Origin of the sequence: Flavobacterium aquariorum, from assembly GCF_003254745.1 — a bacterium.
Lineage (GTDB): Bacteria > Bacteroidota > Bacteroidia > Flavobacteriales > Flavobacteriaceae > Flavobacterium > Flavobacterium aquariorum.
Genome location: NZ_QKXH01000012.1, coordinates 91,729 through 107,301, shown reverse-complemented (window position 1 = coordinate 107,301; position 15,573 = coordinate 91,729). Strand labels below are relative to the sequence as shown.

15 protein-coding genes are annotated in these 15,573 nt (G+C 36.6%); 9 read left to right on the top strand and 6 right to left on the bottom strand.

Annotated elements, in window-relative coordinates:
• Nucleotides 1-99: 99 nt before the first annotated feature.
• The 6 genes from moaCB (at nucleotide 100) to DOS84_RS16900 (ending at nucleotide 6,013) form a co-directional block, all read left to right on the top strand.
• Entirely contained in the window at nucleotides 100-1,014 is a 915-nt protein-coding gene (moaCB, locus tag DOS84_RS16925) for a bifunctional molybdenum cofactor biosynthesis protein MoaC/MoaB (protein WP_111411286.1), read from the top strand.
• On the top strand, nucleotides 1,004-2,011 hold the full coding sequence (gene moaA / locus DOS84_RS16920) for a GTP 3',8-cyclase MoaA (RefSeq protein WP_111411335.1): 1,008 nt from the start codon (nucleotides 1,004-1,006) through the stop codon (nucleotides 2,009-2,011). The genes moaCB and moaA overlap by 11 nt, the downstream gene beginning before the upstream one ends.
• Before the next feature lie 183 nt (nucleotides 2,012-2,194).
• Nucleotides 2,195-3,139, top strand: coding sequence for a tRNA modification radical SAM protein MnmL/YtqA (gene mnmL, locus DOS84_RS16915; RefSeq protein ID WP_111411285.1), 945 nt, complete (start codon nucleotides 2,195-2,197; stop codon nucleotides 3,137-3,139).
• 340 nt (nucleotides 3,140-3,479) lie between these two features.
• The gene (locus DOS84_RS16910) at nucleotides 3,480-3,902 is read left to right on the top strand and encodes an SRPBCC family protein (RefSeq protein WP_111411284.1); all 423 of its coding nucleotides are present in this window, start codon (nucleotides 3,480-3,482) and stop codon (nucleotides 3,900-3,902) included.
• Nucleotides 3,903-3,911: 9 nt separating this feature from the next.
• On the top strand, nucleotides 3,912-5,441 hold the full coding sequence (locus DOS84_RS16905) for a glycosyltransferase family 39 protein (RefSeq protein ID WP_111411283.1): 1,530 nt from the start codon (nucleotides 3,912-3,914) through the stop codon (nucleotides 5,439-5,441).
• Nucleotides 5,442-5,524: 83 nt separating this feature from the next.
• The gene (locus DOS84_RS16900; RefSeq protein WP_111411282.1) at nucleotides 5,525-6,013 is read left to right on the top strand and encodes an SRPBCC family protein; all 489 of its coding nucleotides are present in this window, start codon (nucleotides 5,525-5,527) and stop codon (nucleotides 6,011-6,013) included.
• Between the two features lie 105 nt (nucleotides 6,014-6,118).
• Here the strand turns inward: DOS84_RS16900 and DOS84_RS16895 are convergent, their stop codons facing one another.
• A complete protein-coding gene (locus DOS84_RS16895; RefSeq protein WP_111411281.1) occupies nucleotides 6,119-6,970 on the bottom strand; it encodes an AraC family transcriptional regulator in 852 nt (283 codons plus the stop codon).
• A 137-nt stretch (nucleotides 6,971-7,107) separates the two neighbouring features.
• On the opposite strand from DOS84_RS16895, the gene DOS84_RS16890 reads away from it, so the two are divergent.
• Nucleotides 7,108-8,067 carry a phytanoyl-CoA dioxygenase family protein gene (locus DOS84_RS16890; protein ID WP_111411280.1) on the top strand — a complete coding sequence of 320 codons (960 nt, stop codon included), beginning with the start codon at nucleotides 7,108-7,110 and terminating at the stop codon, nucleotides 8,065-8,067.
• Between the two features lie 63 nt (nucleotides 8,068-8,130).
• Nucleotides 8,131-8,751 (top strand): HAD family hydrolase, encoded by a 621-nt coding sequence (locus tag DOS84_RS16885; RefSeq protein WP_111411279.1) that lies wholly within the window; start codon nucleotides 8,131-8,133, stop codon nucleotides 8,749-8,751.
• 122 nt (nucleotides 8,752-8,873) lie between these two features.
• On the opposite strand, the gene nadB is transcribed toward DOS84_RS16885, so the two are convergent.
• Together nadB and nadA are read right to left on the bottom strand one after the other, a co-directional pair.
• Entirely contained in the window at nucleotides 8,874-10,415 is a 1,542-nt protein-coding gene (gene nadB, locus DOS84_RS16880) for an L-aspartate oxidase (RefSeq protein WP_111411278.1), read from the bottom strand.
• Between the two features lie 2 nt (nucleotides 10,416-10,417).
• A complete protein-coding gene (gene nadA, locus DOS84_RS16875; RefSeq protein ID WP_111411277.1) occupies nucleotides 10,418-11,344 on the bottom strand; it encodes a quinolinate synthase NadA in 927 nt (308 codons plus the stop codon).
• 260 nt (nucleotides 11,345-11,604) lie between these two features.
• On the opposite strand from nadA, the gene DOS84_RS16870 reads away from it, so the two are divergent.
• Nucleotides 11,605-13,425: a hypothetical protein gene (locus DOS84_RS16870; protein ID WP_111411276.1), complete on the top strand. Its 1,821-nt coding sequence runs from the start codon at nucleotides 11,605-11,607 to the stop codon at nucleotides 13,423-13,425.
• A 64-nt stretch (nucleotides 13,426-13,489) separates the two neighbouring features.
• Here DOS84_RS16870 and DOS84_RS16865 read toward each other — a convergent pair whose 3' ends face one another.
• The 3 genes from DOS84_RS16865 to DOS84_RS16855 all read right to left on the bottom strand — a co-directional run bounded on the left by DOS84_RS16865 (nucleotide 13,490) and on the right by DOS84_RS16855 (nucleotide 15,569).
• On the bottom strand, nucleotides 13,490-14,233 hold the full coding sequence (locus DOS84_RS16865; protein WP_111411275.1) for a DUF3667 domain-containing protein: 744 nt from the start codon (nucleotides 14,231-14,233) through the stop codon (nucleotides 13,490-13,492).
• A 111-nt stretch (nucleotides 14,234-14,344) separates the two neighbouring features.
• Nucleotides 14,345-15,073, bottom strand: coding sequence for a hypothetical protein (locus DOS84_RS16860; protein WP_111411274.1), 729 nt, complete (start codon nucleotides 15,071-15,073; stop codon nucleotides 14,345-14,347).
• 61 nt (nucleotides 15,074-15,134) lie between these two features.
• Entirely contained in the window at nucleotides 15,135-15,569 is a 435-nt protein-coding gene (locus DOS84_RS16855; RefSeq protein WP_100431833.1) for an RrF2 family transcriptional regulator, read from the bottom strand.
• Nucleotides 15,570-15,573: the final 4 nt, after the last annotated feature.

Below are 15,573 nucleotides of genomic sequence, written 5' to 3'. Positions count from 1 at the left end.
TATCCTCGTAGTGAAATGGAGAGATAAAGCCGAAAGCCCGACCCGTAGGGACACGCCCAAATTAATAATATATAATGCTAATCACTTGTCACTAAATAAATGGTAGATATCACTCATAAAATAATAACACAACGCACGGCTACAGCCCAAGCAATCGTAAAAGTAGGTTCGTCAGCAACGATGCAGGCCATCTTGAACAAAACAGTTCCAAAAGGCGATGTATTGGAAGTCGCACGAACCGCCGGTTTGTTTGCGGTAAAAAACACTTCGAATTCGATTCCGGATTGTCATCCAATGCCGATTGAATTCACCGGAATTGAATATGAATTGCTCGAAGATTCGGTGATGATAAAAGTAACCGTAAAAGCGATTTACCGTACAGGGGTTGAGGTCGAAGCCATGCACGGCGCTTCGATAGTGGCTTTGACAATGTACGATATGCTAAAACCCATCGACAAGCAAGTCGAAATTTCGACCATAAAACTGCTTCATAAAAAAGGAGGTAAATCCGATTATGGAGTTAAGGAAGAATTGGATTTATCGGTAGCGGTAATCGTTTGTTCGGACAGTGTGGCTTGCGGAAAAAAAGAAGACCGTGCCGGAAAAGTAATTTCGGAAAAAATTAAGAATCTTGGTTTAAGTGTTTCGAGTTATTCAGTAATTCCAGATGAGGTTTCCGATATCCAAGAAACTATAAATAATTTGTGTTCAGCTAATAAAGACTTGATTATTCTCACCGGCGGAACAGGTTTGTCTAATCGCGATGTCACTCCCGAAGCCATAATCCCGATGCTCGACCGACGCATTCCGGGAATTGAGGAAGCCATTCGCTCTTACGGACAGGACAGAACGCCTTATGCAATGTTGTCTAGATCCGTAGTCGGTTTTAAAGGCGATACCTTGATTATGGCGTTGCCAGGTTCCACAGCGGGTGCCAGCGAATCGATGGATGCCGTATTTCCGTCCATATTGCATTTATTCAAAATATTAAATGGTTTTAACCATGGAAAATAAAATCAATCCGATGCAGGATAACCACGGCAGAGCGCACAATTACCTCCGCATTTCGATTACGGAACATTGTAATTTGAGATGCACGTATTGTATGCCAGCCGAGGGGATTGCGCTTACACCAAGGGCGCATCTGATGACTGCGGAGGAAATTGTTACCATTGCGAAGACTTTCGTAAAACTCGGCGTAAACAAAATCCGATTAACCGGTGGTGAGCCTTTGGTACGAAAAGATGCTAAAAACATTATTGAACAATTAGGAAAATTGGGCGTTGAGCTGACCTTAACAACCAACGGAATCCTGGTTCACGAATTCATAAATACGTTTAAAGAAGCTGGAATTACGACATTGAATGTAAGTATCGACAGTTTGAAAAAAGATAAGTTCAACCAAATTACTCGCCGTAATTATTTTGAGAAACTGATTGAAAACCTCGATTTGCTTGAGTCAAATAATTTCAAAGTAAAACTGAATGTAGTCGTTATCAAAGGTTTTAATGATAACGAAATTATTGATTTTATAGAAATGACCAAAGATCGAAACATTCAGATTCGGTTTATTGAGTTTATGCCTTTTGACGGCAATCAATGGAACAAAGAGAAATTGGTCAGTTATGCTGAAATCCTTTCGCAAGCCAATGCTTTTTATACGGAACAAAAAGTAGAACGCACCCAAGACAAACCGAATGATACTTCTAAAAACCATAAAATAGATGGTTATCAGGGCAGTTTTTCGGTAATCAGTTCGGTGACCAATCCGTTTTGCAGTACCTGTAACCGTATCCGTTTGACTGCGGACGGAAAGTTAAAAAACTGTCTGTTTTCTAATGCAGAAACATCTTTGCTCGATACCTTGCGTGCAGGAGATTCAATCGAACCGCTTATTTTTCAAAACATAAAATCCAAATTCGCCATGCGTGGCGGAATGGACGATGATACTAAATTCCAAAATCCGCTTCTTTTTTCTCAAAATCGAAGCATGATTAAGATTGGGGGCTAAAGTATTAGAAAATTATTTCACGAAGACTCGCGAAGAGTATTGTTTTTTTGCAGAACCTTTGTGATTCTTTGTGTGTCCTTTGTGATTCTTTGCGTAACAAAGCTTTCATTTAACAACAACCCATTTTAAAATCCCTGATAAAAGTCATTGTTGGTACCATATAGTGGTGAATACCTTTGCAAAATGAAGGCAGAAGCACAATCCAGCAAAAAAGGGTACAACAATTATGGCACCCATCTCCGAAAAAAATATAACGGAAAGAAAGTTTTCAAAGTAATTGTCGATGGTAATTTTAGCTGTCCTAACCGGGACGGACTAAAGGGGTACGGAGGTTGTACCTATTGCAATGTCGATTCATTCACGCCCGATATTTCCAGAAAAGCACCTACCATCGAAGAGCAGTTACTGCAAGGTATGGAGCGTGCCAAAAAATCATACAAAGCCGACCAATTCATTGTCTATTTTCAGCCCAATACCAATACTTACGCCAGTGTCGATTATCTCAAAAACATCTATGAACGAGCCTTGTCTTTCAATCCTGAGGAAGTCGTTGGGTTTTCGGTTGGGACGCGTCCCGACTGTATTGATGCCGAAAAAGTGGCCTTGCTCGAAAGCTACTGCGACCGTTTCGATGTCGATCTCGAAATGGGAATGGAATCGATGTATGACGCAACCTTAGAGAAAATAAACCGAGGCTGTACACACGCCGAATTCATAACCGCCGTGGAATTATTAACGGACAGTCCCATCGATTTGTGCGTTCACACCGTTTTTGGATTCCCTTGGGAAACCCGCGAAATGATGCTCAATTACATCAATGAAATCAACCGCTTTCCTCAAATAAAATTCATAAAATTCCATCATCTGCACATTGTCGAAGGCTCGATTATGGGTGTACACTACAAGCGAAACCCGTTCCCGCTCTTCACTTTAGAACAATACACTGATTTGCTTTGCGAACTCATCCCGCTCCTACGACCCGACATCGTCATTCAGCGCCTCTTCGGGATCTCCGATTGGGATTTGCTCATCACTCCAAATTGGGGACTCAAAAAGACTGAAATCCAGCATTACATCGACTCCACAATCGAGAAAAGAGGCATCATCCAAGGATCTTTGTGCAAATAAAAAATGCAGGTATTATTTAGGGCGTGACCACCGCTAGAAAAAAGGGCTAGTTTCGTTGCCGTCATTGCCCTTTTTCCTATCGGCGGTCAGGCTATCCGCGCTACTTCGGTAGCTAGCTTCTATCCTTCACGCAGTTTACAAGATATTTGGGAGAAATGAGACGTTTTTTTTTAATCAATAATTATTTTAAACTTATTGAAAATCATTTCTGTACAAGCATTGTTTACCCTCAATATTGTCTTTTCCAAACTAATCTTCATTGTAAGTTTATTTCTGTTATATTTACGTTCTAATTGATGAAAATCAATAGAATACGGAAACCCAATTAAATCAAGCTGAAATGATAACAAGTAAATCAACAATACTGATCAATGCAACCAAACAGAAAGTTTGGGACGCTCTGACCAAACCGGAATTGGTCAAAAAATGGCAATACGGAAGCGATGTTTTAACAGATTGGAAAGTGGGAAGCGAAATCAGGTTTCGGGTGGAGTGGGACAGCAAAATTTTTGAACAATGGGGCAAAATACTGAAAATTATTCCAAACGAACTGATAAAATACAGTTTGTTTTTTCCTAGACCCGACCTTGAAGACATAGAAGAAAACTATTTTATAATGAGCTACATTATTTCGGAATCGGAAAACGCTGTTCAGCTCGAAATTATAAAAGAAGACAACCGCCCTGGAGCTGTGGAAGAAAAAGAAAGCAATGAAGGAAATCCAGTTTTAGCTGCATTAAAGCAAATTATAGAAAGTAACTAATAGCCACTAATGAACAAAAAAACTGTACTACTACTCGGATTCATCATACTGAAATTCGTATTGCAATATTCCTTAATAAGCTCCGATTACGACTTACAGCGAGATGAATATCTGCACCTTGATCAAGCGCATCATTTGGCTTGGGGGTATTTATCGGTACCACCATTTACTTCTTGGATTTCCTATCTTATTTATCTTTTGGGGAATTCCGTTTTTTGGATTAAATTTTTTCCAGCTTTGTTTGGAGCGTTGACCATTGTTGTGGTTTGGAAAACAATCGAAGAATTGAAAGGGAGTTTGTTTGCTTTGATTTTGGGCGCAACCTGCGTATTTTTTTCGGCGCTTTTAAGGCTGAATACTTTGTATCAGCCCAATTCTTTTGATGTGTTGTGTTGGACAACTTTTTATTTCATCTTAATCAAATACATCAATTCCGAAAATACCAAATGGCTCTTCATTGGGGCAATCGTATTTGCTTTTGGTTTCCTGAATAAATATAATATTGGGTTTTTGATTATTGGATTGATTCCTGCCCTTTTATTGACGGAAGAGCGTAAAATCTTCGCTCAGCCAAAATTATATGTCGCGCTTGTTTTGGGCTTGCTGTTGATTGCTCCAAATCTTTTGTGGCAATACAGAAACGGTTTTCCCGTGATTCATCATTTAAAAGAATTAGCCGATACACAATTGGTGTACGTTGATCGATTGGAATTTTTAAAATCACAATTGCTCTTTTTTATTGGTTCTTTTATTGTTATTGTTTCTGGATGGCTGGCCCTGTTGCTGTACAAACCGTTCCGAAAATACAGACTGTTTTTTTGGAGCATTGTTTTTACGCTTGCGGTTTTCATGTATTTAAAAGCCAAAGATTATTATGCCATTGGATTGTATCCTATTTATATTGCCTTTGGTTCTGTTTATTTGGGAAACCAATTAAAAGAAGGTTGGAAAAGGTATTTGCAACCTGTTTTAATCATATTGCCAATACTGCTTTTTATTCCGATGTACAATGCTTTTTTTCCAAATAAAAGCCCCGAATACATAGTGAATCATGCTAAAAAGTATCAAAAATTTGGATTACTTCATTGGGAAGATGGCAAGGATCATTTATTGCCACAAGACTTTGCCGATATGCTCGGGTGGAAAGAATTAGCTATAAAAGTGGATTCGGTTGCAGGAACGCTGCCGGATTTGGAACATACCTTAATTCTTTGTGACAATTATGGGCAGGCTGGAGCTATCAATTATTATACGACGAACAAAAAAGTCGTCGCCCATTCCTTTAATGCAGACTACATCAATTGGCTTCCTTTGGGTATGAAAATTAAGGATGTTATTTTAGTAAAAGAGGATGACGATGAAGACAAAGAAAGAAAAACCGAGATTCCGTTATTTGACACCGTTTATTTGGCAGGAAAAAGAATTAACAAATTTGCGAGAGAGCCCGAAATTTCAATTTATGTATTGCGCGGAGCAAAAGTAGATGTCAATAAAAGAATAAAAGACGAAATGGAAGAAAAGAAAAACTATGATGAATAGTTAGGTTAAGATGTTCTGTTCTTGTTATTAACTAATTGGTAATTAGTGGTATATTTGGCATTCTGAATTTTAATCATACACTAATGGAAGCATCAGATTTTACCACGACGTTAATTGTAGACCAAACTCCCGAAGAGGTATTCAACGCCATCACGAATGTCCGCGGATGGTGGTCTGAAGAAATCGAAGGCGATACCGCAAAACTCAACGATGAATTTACATACCATTATGAAGATGTTCATTATTGCCAAATCAAATTGACAGAAGTAATTCCCAACCAAAAAGTGGTTTGGTTTGTGAAGTATAACTATTTTAAGTTTACTAAAGATAGAAGCGAATGGACAGGAACCAAAATGAGTTTTGAAATTTCTGAAAAAGACAATAAAACAGAAATCCGTGTTACACATCATGGATTAGTTCCAGAATTTGAATGTTATGATATTTGCAGTAATGCATGGACGCAATACATTCAGCAAAGTTTAATGAACCTGATCACGACTGGAAAAGGTCAGCCGAATGCTACCGGTAAGCCAAGAACTGAAGATGAAAAGAAACTTAGTGGTGCAAAGTAATTTGCTATAAGTAAATTTTCAACCAGTATAAAACAAAAAAGTTCTGAATTATAAATATTTCTGAGTTTTTTTGTTTTATAAACCTGTTTTTTCTGTAAGTATTGCCTAATTCGTTGTAAAAAGTATTGTTTTTTTGAAAGACGAAGGAGTTTCTCCAACCAATGATTTAAAAAGTTTATTAAAGTAAGACATACTTTCAAATCCAACGGCATATCCTACTTCTGACACATTATGATCTTTTAAAAGTAAAGTTTTGGCTTGGGTAATTCGGTAATGATTTACGAATTCTGTAAATGTCATATTCGTCTGATTTTTGAAATAACGACAAAAAGCAGCAGTACTTAAATGTACTATTGAAGCAATATCATTAACATCGGGTTTTTTGTCATAATTCTCATGAATGTAATCGTATATAGTTCCCATTCTGATTTTATCATTCATGAACATCTTTATTCTCGTGTCTTCGGTATTCAACTGATGGACTTCGGAAGATCGAGCCATTATATTTAATATTTCAAAAAGCTCCAGTAAAGAATTGAAATTATCCTTAGATTGTATTTCTTTGAGTTTAGCTACCACTTGCTCTTTTGTTTTTCCATAAAAAGACAGACCTAAATAAGCCTTATCAAAAAGAGCACGAATATCACCGAACTCGGCTGTAGGTACAATCAGATTAGGCAAAAAGTCTTCTTTGAACTGTACTACTATTTGTTTGTACTCTGTTTGCAATCCATAGTCGAAATTAAGATGGGGAACATTGGAACCTATTAATACGAGGTCACTTTCTACGAAACTTGAAATGTTTTTGCCAACATGGCGAATACCTGCAATAGCTTCTACGTAAACCAATTCAAATTCAGGATGATAATGCCAGAAGAAGTAATTTCGTAAACTAGGTGTGAAAATACGGAATGATTTTCCGGGTTGAATCGTGATTTCTTCTTTCTTTATTTTCATTATAGCTTTCAGTTAACGGTTATTGGATATAAAATTAATCAAAAATGTCAATATAGAGCGTAAATTGATCATTTTAGAATTTATTCACTACCGATATTACACTGAACTTTGCTAAACCAACTTTAAATAATGAAAAAATGAAAACAATGACAATGAACAACGGTTTGAATGAAGCACATAAAGAGATTCCAGGAAATCCATCCGTTGCAACCAGTAGTAAAGTAAAATTAAGCAATCGTTCTAATGGCGAAAAATTGCGCGTTTTGACCGAGGAAGAATGGGATTTTTGGACTCATAATGGCTATGTGGTAGTGAAAAATGCAGTACCAAGGGAACAAGCAGAAAAACTGGCTGATTATCTATGGGAATATGAGGGGAAAAAGGCAAACGATCCTGAAACTTGGTACAAGCCAACGCTTTCTATGAAAATGTCAGAACTCAATAACACTGGGATGGTGGAGATATACAATCATCAGTATTTGTGGGACAATCGTCAATTTCCAAAAGTGCATCAGGCTTTTGCAGATATCTGGGGTACTGAAAAATTGTGGGTTACTATTGATCGTGCCAACCTTAACTTTCCTATTCGCCCAGGTCATGAATACAAAGGTTTTATCCATTGGGATTATGATCCGGAAACCAAACCGCAAAATGTTCAGGGTGTATTGGCATTGGCAGATCAAAATGATGAAAATATGGGTGGTTTTCAATGTATTCCTGAACTTTTTAGGACGTATGATACCTGGAAATTGTCACAACCAGAAGATCGTGATCATTTCAAACCCGATACAACAGGTTTTGAAATGGTAAAAGTAAAAATGAATGCTGGCGACCTCTTAATTTTCAATAGCTCACAGCCACATGGTATTAGACCAAATAACAGTAAGAATTCAGTTCGTATCGCTCAGTATATTGCTATGATACCCGCTGATGAAGATAATGTGGAAATGCGTGAATGGAGAATAAATGCATGGAAAAACAAGCACGTGCCCGAAGGTTACGCCTTTCCAGGAGATCCTTTGAAACGCGAAAGCAAACAGCCAGTTGCTGAACTTTCAGAACTTGGCGAAAAACTTCTAGGACTTAAAAAATGGTAAATAAAATAGTGAATGATTTAACATTCTTGATTAATTTAAAATTAAACTCAACCCATCAAAAAGATGAAAAAGGCTTTAATACTTGACTTGGATAATACACTGTTTTCTACTACGTCTATTGGTGATAAACTCTTTGCAGATCTCTATTATCTCCTTGAAATCAATGGTAACGAGTTTGAAGGAAATTTGGAAGATATTAAAACAGACATCAATAGAAAACCTTTTAGTGTTGTTGCTAAACAGTATAGTATGAGTCAATTACTGTATAACGAATCTTTGCAATTATTGGTTAATCTTACTTATAATGAACCTATTGAGCCATTTCCAGATTATAATGAAGTGAATAAAATAGCATGCGATAAATTTTTGGTTACTTCGGGTTTCCCAAAATTGCAAAACAGTAAGGTGAGACAGCTTGGGATAGAAAACGACTTCAAAGAAATATATATTGTGGATACCGTAATGACCAATGATACCAAGAAAAAAATATTCGAAAGCATTCTGCATGATTTTAATTATGATGTTTCCGAAGTATTGGTAATTGGCGATGATCCTGAATCGGAAATTGCAGCTGCGAAAGAACTAGGAATTGATGCTATAGTTTATGACAAATTAAACGCATTTAAGGATTACTTTGCAACGCCTAAAATCTCTGATTTCAGTCAACTTCAAAATTATTTATAATACATAGTTTTGTAATAGTTGATAGATATTCTTTTACTATTTGTTACGGTCTGGTAAATTAAAAACTAAAAAGTCCCTCAACATTGCTGTCAAGGGACTTTTAAAATTTATTTTTAAACGTTTTATTGTTTTATATCCTTCGATTCATACTTTACAAATCCACCACAATTTCCATTACGGTCAATGGATTGCTGAACGATAAGATTGCCAATATCAATCATATTGTTAAGTTCGTATAAATCAGTGCAAACGAGATGATTTTGAATTTTTTCATCGATTTCGTTTTGCAGGTTTTTGAGTGCTTCTTTGGCTTTCAATAAATCCGAATCAAAACGTACAATTCCCGCATTTTGGCGCATTAATAGTTGCAATTTTGCTTTTGTCTTTGCGATATATTCTGAAGCTATTTTTGTTTTTGATTGGATAGACCATTTTGGGATAACGTTGGCTTTTTTTGGCTCAATAAAAGGATTTTCGGCCAAATAGTGGTAAATTTTATCAGAGTAGACCAAAGCTTCCAATAAAGAATTTGAAGCCAGTCTGTTGGCGCCGTGAAGGCCTGTTCTGGAACATTCGCCACAGGCAAATAAATTTTCTATCGATGTTTTTCCGTTAATATCAACCACTATTCCGCCACACAAATAATGTTGGGCAGGAACAACGGGAATCCATTCTTTTTCAGGGTCTATTCCTACTTTTTTGCAATGTTTGTAAATCATTGGAAAATGGTTTTTGAATCCTTCCATATCCAAATGCGTACAATCTAAATACACACATTCATCACCCGATTTTTTGAGTTCCAAATCGATACTTTGGGAAACAATGTCTCTAGAGGCAAGATCGGCTCTCGGGTCATAAAGATGCATAAATAAGTCTCCTTTTTTGGTTCTCAAACGGGCACCAAAACCGCGGACAGCTTCGGATATTAAAAATTTGGAACCGCTGGAGTTATCGAATAAAGCTGTTGGGTGAAATTGTATGAATTCCATGTCCTGAATAACGGCATTGGCACGATACGCCATTGCAATTCCGTCTCCAGTAGCTATAATAGGGTTGGTGGTATGTCCGTATAGATGACCAATTCCGCCAGTCGCTAATAAAGTAAAATCAGATTGATAGGTGATTACCTCATTTGTTTTTTCGTCCAAAGCATATGCGCCTATGCAACGATGGTCTTGTGTAATCAATTCCAATGCAAAATGATGATCCAGAACAGTAATGTTTTCTTTTTGCATTACCTGTTCCAAAATGGCGCGCTGTATTTCATGACCCGTTTGGTCTTTGTGATGCACCACTCTGTTCTCTGAATGACCTCCTTCTTTGCCTAAATCAAAAGTTCCTTTAGCGTTTTTATCAAACTGAGCACCCCATTCGATGAGTTCTTTCAATCGTTTGGGACCTTCGGTAACAACCATTTTAACCACGGTTTCATCACATAATCCATCCCCGCAAATCAGAGTGTCTTCAATGTGTTTTTGGTACGAATCTTCGGTTTTATCAGTAACAATGGCAATGCCTCCTTGTGCGTATTTGGTATTGGATTCGTCTGCGTTTGCTTTGGTAATGATAGTAATGGTTCTCTCAGGAAAACGGGTGGCCATTTTTAGGGCAAAGGTCAAACCTGCAACACCAGAACCTATGATTAAATAATTGGTTGTAATCATTCTTATGATAATTCGAGCATGCGTTCGATAGGGATTAATGCTTTTTCTCTAATGTCGTCTGGAACATTAATTTCGGGAGTTTCATTCAATAAGCAGTCATACACTTTTTGTAGAGTATTCATTTTCATGTAGCCACATTCACTGCAGGCACAAGTATTATCCTCGTTTGAAGGTGCTGGAATCAGTATTTTATTAGGAACTTCCTGTTTCATTTTATGCAAAATACCCGCTTCGGTTGCTACAATAAATTTGTTGCTTGGATTGGTTTTTACATAATTGATCATCCCCGCGGTAGAACCAATGTAGTTGGCAGTTTTTAGGATATGCGTTTCCGATTCTGGGTGCGCAATGATTTGAGCATCTGGGTTTTGTTTGTATAAAGCTACCAGTTTATCTAGTGAAAAAGCTTCGTGAACCACACAGGAACCATCCCAAAGCAGCATCTCTCTACCCGTTTGTTCCATTACATATTTTCCTAAATTTTTATCCGGAGCAAAAATAATGGGTTTGTCTTTTGGAATAGATTGTACAATTTTAACGGCATTCGACGAAGTTACTACAATGTCTGTCAATGCCTTTACTTCGGCAGAACAATTTACATAAGTGATTACGATATGGTCGGGGTGTGCTTCTGTAAACTCTTTGAATAAAGGAGCAGGACATGATTCGGCTAGGGAACAGCCCGCATTTAAATCAGGTAAAATAACTTTTTTGGTAGGGTTTAATATTTTGGCAGTTTCGGCCATAAAGTGAACTCCTGCGAAAAGGATAATATCGGCATCTACTTTCATTGCTTCTTGGGATAATCCCAAGCTGTCCCCTACATAATCTGCCACATCTTGAATATCGGCTTCTTGATAATAATGCGCTAAGATTACCGCATTTTTCTCTTTTTTCAATTCCAATATACGTTCTTTAAGACTTTTCATTTTTTAAAAACTTTAATGGTGTTTTTTTTAATTGAAGATTAATTTCTATGCAAATATAAGGTAAAACTTTGAAGCTACACGTTTATGAAAGCTTTCTAAAAGTATCAAAAAAAATGTTTTTGTTAAAAAAATGCCTTTGTGGTTTTTGCAACCCGCAAATCTATTGCAATATGTTTCTTGTGAGTATGACATTTATCAGTTTTTAAGCAAATTAGTATGGTGATATTTGCATAAAGTTTATTAAACCAATTTTTATACTTATGACCACAAAAAAACAACTACATACTTTCCATATTCCAGTGATGGGATTGGCCTATACTATTGATAGTCCGATTCGTGTGGCACAATATGGAATTTCATCTGTTGTCTCAATTATAGATGACGATTTGATTGAAAGAATGAATGCTTTTTACAGCGAAAAATTCAAAATACCTTATCAGGAAATCACAGAAAAGATTCATGATTATCGTGCTGAACGTGTGACCTCGTATTTGAATTTGATGGACACTATCGTAAAAGATAAATTCGAAAAATTTAAAGTAGAATTAGCAGAGAGCAAACAGGCTTTGGAGAATTATATCGCGATGTTGCCTAATAAATCGGAGATTAAAAAAGGATTGCAAAATTTAATCGACGACGGAATCGCTTTTAAAGACACCATCAAAAGTTACCTGGAAGAGAATCTTTCCGCAGGTGAAATTGATGTAAATATTATGACCAAAGTCGATAAAGATAATTTTATTAAAGACGAACAATTGCCGGTAGAGTTCAATGATGCTCATGCTTCGCTCCGTGGTTTTGCGAATAGTAATCTGTCTTCATCAGTGGTGCTTTCGGCGGGGATGAATCCTAGACTATATGCATACTTTGAAAACTTTCCAGTTTTTTATCCGGATGCCAATAACAAACTGCAAAAGAAAATTATACTGAAAGTAAGCGACTTTCGTTCGGCAATGATTCAAGGGAATTTCTTGGCCAAAAAAGGGCTTTGGGTTTCTGAATACCGAATCGAATCGGGTCTAAATTGTGGAGGTCACGCTTTTGCTACCGATGGTTATTTGCTAGGGCCTATTTTGGAGGAATTTAAACAAAAGAAAGAGCAATTAATCCAATCAGCCCATGAGTTGATGGTAAAAGCATTGGAAATAAAAGGATTGCAAATTCCTGAAACGCCATTAGAATTAAAAATTACGGTTCAAGGTGGTGTAGGAACTGCAGAGGAACACGACTTTTTATTGGATCACTATCAAGTAGATTCTGTGGGTTGGGGTTCTCCATTTTTGTTGGTTCCCGAAGCTACTTCTGTAGATGCTGAAACCAGATCATTATTAGAAAAAGCTAAAGAGAACGATTTTTATTTGAGCCATATCTCGCCTCTGGGAATTCCGTTCAATGCCGTGAAAGGAACGACAAATGAGTATTACAAACAAAAACGTATTGAGGAAGAAAAAGCGGGAAGTTCTTGCCCTAAAAAATTCTTGGCCTTGAGTAAAGAATACGGTCCAAAAGGAATGTGCCCAGCTTCGAAAGCCTATCAGGATTTAAAATTGGAAGAATTGGATGCTATTAAGAATTCATTGTCTAATGAAGCTTTTGACAGACGAAAAAACAGCATTACCGAGAAATCTTGCCTTTGCGTAGGTTTGGCGAATGCCGCTTATCTTGAAAATAATTTAAAAATAAAAGGGCAGCCTCAAGGAGTTGTTATTTGTCCAGGCCCTAATTTGGCTTATTTTGACAAAGAAGTTTCGCTTTTGGATATGGTAAAACACATTTATGGAAATGCTTCCGTTCTTGGAAACAGAGAGCGTCCGAATGTCATTATCAATGAACTGAAAATGTACATGGATTATCTGAAAAATGAAATCAATGAATATTCAGAACAAATCACAGCACCTCAGGCTAAGAAATTGAAAGCATTCAAAAGCAATTTGAATGAAGGAATTGAATATTATCAATCATTAATTGCATCCAATAATTGGTTTGAGAAAAGTAAAGAAAAAATTGAAAATCAATTGAAACAATATAAAGATGAACTGATTGATCTTTGTATTCCTGAACAAGTGGCAATAGCAGTTTAAATAATAATAGTTTGATAATGAAAAAGACTTGATGTAACTCAAGTCTTTTTTTTTGGATCTTAGTTTATCCTTTGTCCAGAATAAGCAACACAATGACTCCAATCAAAATCACTATAAACCAAAATATCAAATGGGTTAATAGTGTCAAAAAGAATGTTTTTGTTTTTGACAAATGATTAAAAAATTGCTCATTGGTCCAAAAATACAAGACAAAATCAATGAGAAGAAGTATTCTAGTTACCGTATTGATTGCCGGGACTCCGCTGTAATAATAAAGTACCGGGATAAATAGTAAAGCGACATATAACTTTTGCGCCGCCTTGTATGTATTGAGGACAAAATATTCAAAAAAATTATAGCCTTGTTTTCTAAAAGCAATAACAGTGCCGATTGTATGTATGGGTATAAACGCTAGCGTAATCCATGCAAAATGAGCTAGTAGCCATTCTCCAATTTTTACGGCATCAACATCGGAATCGGGGTCGACAGGACCGCTTGTATTTACGATTAAATTAATGTGAAGCAAATGAATTAAGGCTAAATATGCTGTTGCCAATACCATCACCAGAGAAATTGGTTTGAAATGTTTCACCCTTTTTCCCTCTATAAATTCTCTAATCGAGTGACCAGGCCTAGTGAATAGTTGCTTGGCTGTATAGGCTATTCCACTGTCAAAATGAAGAAGACCTTTTTGAATATCATGCCATAGAAAGTGCAGGTTTATAGGGTGAGTCTCTGCAGTTTGCCCACAATTGCTGCAATAATGTCCTTTGAAAGTTTGATGGCAGTTTTTGCAAGTGATATTCATTTTCTGTTCTTTTTAGTCTTTGTAAAAAAATGGAAGTGCAATCTTTTTTAAGTAAATATAATGGATTTATTAAAAAGTTTTAAAAAAGCCATAACGATAATTGATTGTCTATTAGTCTTTAAACAGAGTTTCTCCTTTGACTAACCAAGCGAAACCAAAACTTTCAATAGCCAAGGTTTCCATCCAAAAGGTTAACGGAAATGTTTTAAAATAGCTTGGATGAATTATTTTAAGTGAACCAGTAAATAATGTTAGGAGGGCCAAAAGCATTAAAATACCACAAGTCCTGTAAATTCGGTTTCGGATGATTTTATTTGTTCCTCTTTTGCTCGGCGATTTGTCTGATTTAGTAAACAAAAACAAAGACATATAGGATAGGCATAAAAAAAATAATGCCGCAGATGTGTAATGAAAATACACTCTGAAATCACTGTTTGGTAAAATCGTAACAGCATATTTTTTGGCAGTATCGCCACATATTTCCGTGATATTATTAGTGGGAAATAAAACTACTAAAAGCGCAAAAATTCCTGCGAATAGGGAAATATAGAAATCAACAGGTTCTTTGCCTTTGTAAACAATTAAAAAAAAGCCCAATAGGCTTAAGATGATGACAAAAATACCACTCACCCTTGTATAGTAATAATGGCTTATGGATTCTAGAGGTTGCTGAAGTCCATTGTCAAGGTATAGGAATAAGAATAAAAGTAAGGGCATCCCCATTCCCAAAACACCAATAATTTTTCGAAGTGTCAAACTATTGGTTAGCCAAATGCTATTGTCTTCTTTGTAATCTACGTTTAAAAAAGTGCTTAAATTGGATTGCTTAGATTTATTCATGATAAATAGGTTTAAGTTCAGTTACTTAAAGAAAATCATGTAAATATAAGATTACTTTTTATTAGTACCGCAAAAAAGTGTCTCCGGTCTTAATACCCAATGCTAATTCCTCCAGATTCGTGTTTTCGAGCATAAAAGCCAATTCGTTCCGAATGGATTTGAATTTCTCATGCATCGGGCACGGATGGTCTTCGGAGCAATGTGTCAGTCCTAAACCACAACCCGTAAAGACGCGGTCGCCTTCCAGGGCATTTACTATTTGTGCCAGTTTGATTTCTTTCATCGTCTCTCGAGGAATTTCGAAACCGCCTCCAACTCCTTTTATGGAATTGATAATGTTGTCTTTCGATAAAATTTGAAGAATTTTGGCCGTAAAAGCTTCAGGTGAATCTATTTTTTTGGCAATGTCTTTGAGTCCAACTCTTTTGTTTTGATAAGACTCTGAAGCGATGAAAATCGTGGCTCGAATGCCGTATTCGCAGGTTTTGGAAAACATAATC